The organism is Escherichia sp. E4736, from assembly GCF_005781225.1.
In the GTDB taxonomy this organism is placed as follows: Bacteria; Pseudomonadota; Gammaproteobacteria; order Enterobacterales; family Enterobacteriaceae; genus Escherichia.
Window position 1 is genome coordinate 167673 of record NZ_VATT01000001.1, and the last position, 6788, is coordinate 174460.

General features: G+C 48.9%; 7 protein-coding genes and 1 pseudogene. 4 read left to right on the top strand and 4 right to left on the bottom strand.

Annotation, left to right across the window (positions count from 1 at the left end; all coding sequences use genetic code 11):
• Positions 1–44 precede the first annotated feature (44 nt).
• Positions 45–1304, top strand: coding sequence for an integrase arm-type DNA-binding domain-containing protein (locus FEK46_RS00750; protein WP_135559229.1), 1260 nt, complete (start codon positions 45–47; stop codon positions 1302–1304).
• A 196-nt stretch (positions 1305–1500) separates the two neighbouring features.
• Here the strand turns inward: FEK46_RS00750 and FEK46_RS00755 are convergent, their stop codons facing one another.
• The 4 genes and pseudogenes from FEK46_RS00755 to FEK46_RS00775 all read right to left on the bottom strand — a co-directional run bounded on the left by FEK46_RS00755 (position 1501) and on the right by FEK46_RS00775 (position 3982).
• The gene (locus FEK46_RS00755; protein ID WP_135559228.1) at positions 1501–2382 is read right to left on the bottom strand and encodes an integrase domain-containing protein; all 882 of its coding nucleotides are present in this window, start codon (positions 2380–2382) and stop codon (positions 1501–1503) included.
• A 113-nt stretch (positions 2383–2495) separates the two neighbouring features.
• Positions 2496–2777 (bottom strand): hypothetical protein, encoded by a 282-nt coding sequence (locus FEK46_RS00760; protein ID WP_138194631.1) that lies wholly within the window; start codon positions 2775–2777, stop codon positions 2496–2498.
• 538 nt (positions 2778–3315) lie between these two features.
• On the bottom strand, positions 3316–3537 hold the full coding sequence (locus FEK46_RS00770; RefSeq protein WP_135559226.1) for a helix-turn-helix transcriptional regulator: 222 nt from the start codon (positions 3535–3537) through the stop codon (positions 3316–3318).
• A pseudogene (locus tag FEK46_RS00775) lies at positions 3534–3982 on the bottom strand (hypothetical protein). Before FEK46_RS00775 ends, FEK46_RS00770 begins: the two are co-directional and overlap by 4 nt.
• Positions 3983–4511: 529 nt before the next feature.
• Here FEK46_RS00775 and FEK46_RS23600 point away from each other — a divergent pair.
• The 3 genes from FEK46_RS23600 to FEK46_RS00785 all read left to right on the top strand — a co-directional run.
• Complete coding sequence (locus FEK46_RS23600) at positions 4512–5591, top strand: DEAD/DEAH box helicase family protein (RefSeq protein ID WP_240731106.1); 1080 nt, start codon at positions 4512–4514, stop codon at positions 5589–5591.
• A gap of 129 nt (positions 5592–5720) precedes the next feature.
• Positions 5721–6383: a hypothetical protein gene (locus FEK46_RS23605; RefSeq protein WP_240731107.1), complete on the top strand. Its 663-nt coding sequence runs from the start codon at positions 5721–5723 to the stop codon at positions 6381–6383.
• Positions 6377–6788: hypothetical protein (locus tag FEK46_RS00785; RefSeq protein WP_138194633.1), on the top strand; the 412-nt coding region annotated here is incomplete at its 3' end. The genes FEK46_RS23605 and FEK46_RS00785, both read left to right, overlap by 7 nt.

Genomic DNA, 6788 nt, shown 5'->3' on the forward strand with positions numbered 1-6788 from the left:
TAATTGGGGGCCTGTTGGTTCGATAAACTCTGGAGCCCCCCGCGATGCCACTCACCGATACCGCCATCCGTAACGCCAAACCGCTCGATAAACCTTACAAGCTCAGTGACGCGCAGGGTCTTTACCTGCTGATTAAGCCCAACGGTTCTAAACTCTGGCAACTTAAGTACCGCTTTGGCGGCAAGGAGAAGAAGCTGGCGTTTGGCGCTTACCCAACCGTAACGCTAGCGAATGCACGCAAGCTGCGCGAAGAAGCTCGTGCCGTACTCAGCGCGGGCGACGATCCGGGGGTGAAAAAGCAGCAGGAAAAGCAGGCGAAGAAAAGCGGTAATACCTTTGAAGAAATCGCCCGTAAATGGGTGGCAGGCAATATCCGCTGGACTGAGGCGCACGCAGCCAAAGCTCTGCGCTCGCTTGAGCTGCACGTATTTCCGCTGATTGGCAAAATTCCCGTTGCCGACCTGAAAACCGCCGATCTGCTGATCCCGCTGCGGGTGGCGGAGAGAAAGGGCAATCTGGAGACCGCCGCGCGGATACAGCAGCGCACCACGGCGATCATGCGCTACGCGGTTCAGGAGAGCCTGATCGCCAGCAACCCGGCCAACGATCTTACCGGTGCCATCGCGCCACCGCCGAAGAATCACTACCCTGCCCTGCCGCTGGAAAAGATGCCGGAGTTGCTGGAGCGCTTCGAGAGCTATTCTGGCAGGCTGTTAACCCGTCTGGCGGTACAGCTTAACCTGCTGATCTTTATTCGCTCCAGCGAGTTGCGTTTTGCCCGCTGGACGGAGATCGATCTGGATGGCGCAATGTGGACTATCCCCGCCGGGCGTGAGCCGATTCCGGGTGTGCGTTATTCAGAGCGTGGCGCGAAGATGAAAACGCCGCATCTGGTGCCGCTGTCAAAACAGGCGGTGACAGTGCTGAAACAGCTAAAGCTGCTGTCCGGCAACAGTGAACTGCTGTTTCCCGGCGACCACGATCCGCGTAAGCCGATGAGCGAAAACACCATCAACAAGGCGCTGCGGGTGATGGGCTACGACACAAAGGTGGACGTGTGCGGTCACGGCTTCCGCACGATGGCCTGTAGCGCGCTGATTGAGTCCGGACGCTGGTCGAAAGATGCCGTGGAGCGGCAGATGAGCCATCAGGAGCGTAACAACGTGCGGGCGGCGTATATCCACAAGGCGGAGCACCTCGACGAACGCACGCAGATGATGCAGTGGTGGTCGGACTATCTCGACGCCTGTCGGCAGAAGTTTGTTGCGCCATACCGGTATGACAGGCTGGTACAGGTGGCCTGAATGAGTTAACGAGCCGCAACGGAAAGCAGATCTCAGCGGATCTGCTTTTTATTTGCACCAGTTCAACCGGATAATCACCGTTCTGCGCCAGTTCCGGCCCTTTCAGCCCTTTGGCCTTTTCCGGTCTGGCGCTGTTACCCTTAATATTCCTTTACCTTTCGCCTTTTGCTTTTCATGATTGCACCAGAACAGGAAATTATGCCTCGCCCCGCCGCCCGTACACCTGCGCCACATAACGCCCGCGCCCGTCACCGTGGCCCAAATCCATCGCCGTCATTGCCAGCGCCTCTTTTTCGCTGAATCCCTGTGCCAGATAATGGCGGATCGCGTCCTGCGCCCAGGCGTAGCGCAGTGAGTGAGGAGAATATGCGCCAGTCAACCCGACGTTGACGGCCTGTTTGTGCCAGTAGTTCATGGCCGATTTTAGATCGGGCCTGTCGATCAGCCTGCCGCCACGCAGTCCTGCGACAGTTAACGCATTCTCCAGTGCCTTGCGAACTGCGCCAGCATCCAGAATGACCGTTTCGCGGGGCCGACCGCCTTTGGTGCCATAGACCACGGTAAGCCGCGTTTCGCCACGTTCAATGGCCTGCTTCCACGTTCTCAGAGACTGCACACTTTGCACCGCCTCCTGCGAGCGTAATCCCATCAGTCGCGCCAGTTCCAGCGCCGCCGCCAGCCCTGTATCCTGAGCGCGGGCAGCTTCCAGTACCTTGCTGTAATATTCCGGCGTGATGGCCTGCCGCGTACCATTACGCGATGCGCCCGCCAGCCCTAACGATTTGTTGGTCAGTCGTGAATGTTCTGCTACCTGACTGCGCCCCGCCTGAAGCAGTACGGCCCGCAGCGCCGCCATTTCGTTTTGCAGTGTTCGCGGGCCTATCTCCTGCGCCAGCCTGTCATGAATGTAACTTTCGATATGACGAACCTTAACCTGTGCCACCCACTGGATCTGGATATTCAGCGAGCGTAAATGGCGGCTGAACCGCTGCACAATGTGAATGCGGTTATCCACCGTTTTAAAACTGCCGCCCGCTTTTTTCGCCAGCACCTTCATTTCACCGCCTAATTTGCCCATAGCTACCCCTTGCTGCTGTTAAAAAGCACAATCTGGCCCCGGCGTATGCTTTATGGCTGCGCCAGAACGATACCTTCACGCCGGGGTGGCAGGTTGTTGAGGTGTAGGGAGTTTCAGACTGTACGCGGTACAAGCTGCCTGCGTGAGCAGGACATTCTCCGGGGCATCATGCCCCCCTCGGTATCGATCTTTTTCTCCTCTTCTGAACCGACAGCGGCCTGAAAACGGCGTGTCAGTGTGGGGGATTGAGGGCGCAGGCCAGACTTTCCGTGGTCTGCGTCGGCGTGGTGGAACGGCGTCACTTTGCCGCTTTGCGCGACGAAAGTGACGCCTGGTTTAGCGTTGCGCTCCGAGAACGCAAATTCTGGTGCAGTTTTACGGCCACGCGGCAGCAAAGCCTTGCGGCAATGCAGGCCGCAGCCCGTAAAAGTTAAGGCCCTGGTGTGGCAGCAAGTACAAGGGTTACCGGATCGTTTCCGGCGTAGTGCAGCATTGACCAGAGATCTGGCGCAGGAAAAGGGGCTGAAATTCAGCAGGTGTAAGTGGAACTAGAAATCGGGTGATTTCTGGTCGAGTAGAATTGCAGCCGGTGAACTGGCGCAGTGAAAGAATGTATCGAGTGTGACTCCGAGCCTCCGCCGCGATGTTCTGCGGCCCGGTGTTTGCAGAGGTCTGCACCGGTCAAGGGATCAACCATCTCCTGACGAATCAGGCGCTTCTTTCAGGTCATGAAGCATTGGGAGCTGCCGAAGCAGCGGAGTGCAGGAGGAAGATTACACCCGATTTACGAGGATGAAAAGGGGAAACCTTTTTTCTGGAAATTGAGTTATTTGTGGATTTTTTCACGATTTTATGGATGGCAGTCTGCCGCACTTCGCTTGCCTTCTCCCGATCTTCTGACAGCAAAGCCGTCAGAAGATCGGGAGAGACGATTTAACAATTTTCAGGCTTACGGTAGCGAGAAGGCCAGATTTGCTCTGGCGCAACACCCAGCGCGTCGGCGATCAACCTCTCACCTTTGGGCCAGTGTCTTATCAGCGCATTTGCCAGCGTGGAGGACGCCAACCCTGCGTTGCGGGAAACGGCGGACAGCGACGTTCCGCGCTTTTTCAGCGCCGCGATAATATCGGCTGAATGCCAGTCCGGTTGCATCATGCAGCCACCTCGTCAATAAACTTCACACCGTCGGCGGTACGCAGCCAGCGCGGGGCTTTCATTTCCGCCGCGAAGTAGTTGATCAGGTCATAAAGCAGCCAGCTAAGGAATTTCTCCGTTTCTGAGGAAAATCCCTGCCCCGCCAGCGTCTGCGTCAGGGCAAGGCAGTAGTTGCAAAGCTCTGTGCATTCTGGCCCAAACTGAGGGGAATTAGCAGGAAGGGTATCAACGGTCAGGCTTTCAACAAGATAAGGAGGGACGGGTTCTAACAGCGTGGGCCGGAGCAGCTAAGTCTGCCACAGAGCGCCATTTTTAATGCCAGATCTTTACTTTCAATCAGGGTTTCAGCGAAGTTTTCGCAGTGGCTGGCAAGGACGGTGAAATCCGTGGCGGCGTTGAAGGGAACGGAAAGTAACGGGTGTGTCTGGATTGGGGTAGTAGCCATAGTGGCAGCCTCGTTGATTAGGTTTTGCAAACCTCACCAGACCGCTGCTAAACGGGGTGGTGAGACGTAACAGGGTTAGCAGACCGGCATCAACGGAACCGGCGAGCGCGAACGCTCCCCCGCTACGCCCCACCATAATATGGGCGTATGAAGGACACAAAAAAACCGCACTACGGAAAACGGCGGCTGTCCGCGTTGATAGTCAGGCTGCTAAACCCGGCACCTGAATTTGCAGGTGCTTCGATATGCTACAGCTAAGGAAAATCAACGGCAAGGAGATTTATCGGGATCGTTTTTCTATTTGCGAAGTAGTACGCAAAATTCATTACATAAACAAGACGAATGTATATATTCTCTATAAGGACGGTTAGAAAATCAATTTTCCCTTTAAATATAATATGTTAGGTTTTTTTGCAAGAACTGAGCAAATTTTGTTTTAGATAGCTACAAGATGCAGTACGATTGAGTCTGTTGCTTTACCACTTGAAATTTATAAATAAATACAGAGTGAATGCGGAGAAATGAGAATATGGAGTATTTTTTAGACACCCCAGTTAATATTGTAGGTAATAATAAACTTCGTTCCCCTCAAATTGAGGCATACATTAAGATTGTTGACTATTTTTCTTCAAATGATAATGGCGAAGCTTTAGTTGTACTACCAACAGGAACAGGTAAAAGTGGACTGGTGTCGATAGCTCCATTTGGCATTTGCAAAGGCCGAGTTTTAATAGTCACTCCAGGATTAGTTACTAAGCAAAGTATTATCAAAACACAGGAAGTGTTAAGCGATAATTTTTGGGTTAATTTTGATGTGATATTTAACCCCAGCGATCTTCCGTCGCTTTGTGAATATGAAAATGACATAACAGAAGAAAATTTATATAATAGTAACATCGTTATATCTAATATTCATAAGTTAACCTCATCAAGAAAAACTAGTCTAACAAACCGTGTACCTCCAGATTTTTTCGATATGGTGATCATAGATGAAGCTCACCATGCACCTGCACAAAGCTGGAAAGAGTTATTGGCATATTTCTCAAAGGCAAAAAAATTACACGTAACCGGAACGCCATTCCGGGGTGATAACCAAGAGTTACCCGGAGAACTAATTCACGAAACTCCACTTTCTGAAGTTATGCGTGATAGGTATGTAAAATGGCTTAGGAAAGAAACTGTAAATGCCAGCCAGCTATATTTCACAATGCCTCATGCTCCCGGCGAGAAATTTACCCGTGAACAGGTTCTCGCTCTAAAAGATAAAGAATGGATAGAAAAAAGTGTAGCATTATCAAAAGATTGTTCAATTGAAGTTATAAATCACAGTATTAGCAAGCTAGCAGAATTAAATGATGCTTCAAAAAGCATCCCTCATAAAATATTAGCTGTTGGCTGTAGTATATCTCATGCAGAAGATATAAAGACATGGTATGAAGAAAAAGGACTTAAATGCATAATCGTTCATAGTAATATGGAATATCAAGAAACAGAAAAAGCATTTAAGGATATTGATAACCATTTATGCCAGGTTGTAATCTCAGTGAATATGCTTATGGAAGGTTATGACCATAGGTATTTAACAATTCTAGCTTTGTTTAGGCCATAGAGAAGTATAAATGCTTTCGCACAAATAGTCGGACGAGTTTTACGCGCTATTCCCGAAGAGGAAATAGAAGCCTTCGAAGTAGATAATAATGCTCTTATCATTTATCACCAAGATATTGGCCTCGATGCTATGTGGTCCTCTTTCCAAAAAGAGGTTGATCGGGGAACCCAGCAGCGAATTAAAGACTATAATTTTTCTGATTACGAATACGAAGAAAAGGATAGATCTTTAGCAGGTGTATTCATTGATAACAGTTTTATAAGTGATCAAGACTCTTATCTAAAAGATATTGATTTCAATGAACTTTTCGAGCAAAAAAGAGCCGAAATTGAAGCTCGTGCAAACCAAAAAATTGATAAGTTAAGAGATAATGTTACTGATGGCGAGTTTGATGAAGACGATCTGGCACTGATTAAAGCACAAATGATCGCAAAAGAGACTCGTAAAGTCTCAAATGACGATATTGACCCTAATCTCATATCTAAGAGACCGGAGTTGTATCGTAAAAGAATGCGTGAAACATTAACAAAACGTTCTCGTGATGAAGCAACAAATATTTTAAGTGACTTAAAGTTAGATCCGAAGGGAACTGAGTTGACAAAAATTCTGTCAAGGCACATTAGAACCTTAAGGACAGATACAACCAACGATGGTACACTTGTGATCTATATAAATGCTAAATTGCACAGTCGATTTGGCCCTGTAAATGAAAGGGATAATGATGCTTTAACGATGTCTGTTAATTATCTCCCTAGTATATTCAAAGAGTTAAGGAGCATGTTGTCATGCTAAGCGCCAAAAGTGTGAACCAGCTCATCGACAAAATCGTTTCCGTACACCTTTCAAAAGGTGTGCAGCCTCATGAGCTTGCAGAGGCTGCATTCAATCCAAACTACGACGAAATTGTCATCAAGAAAATCCGAAGTGGCCTTAAAGTCTACGTATCCTTCTTCGAGGAAGAAGATGGACGAAGAACTAACCACACGATGTTGTATACATATAATTCGAAAAAAATATTACAGCGCGTAGAGCAAAAAGTTAATAACGGTAATTTCAAAATTCAATGGGATAGAACCGAAAATTTATCTCATCTGATTAATGAACTTTCATTTAAATTATCTCGTAATTATACGCTTGATTTTATTAATGCCTTGATGTCTACCCTTCCGGTTGAACTTGATCTTGACCCGCTATCTC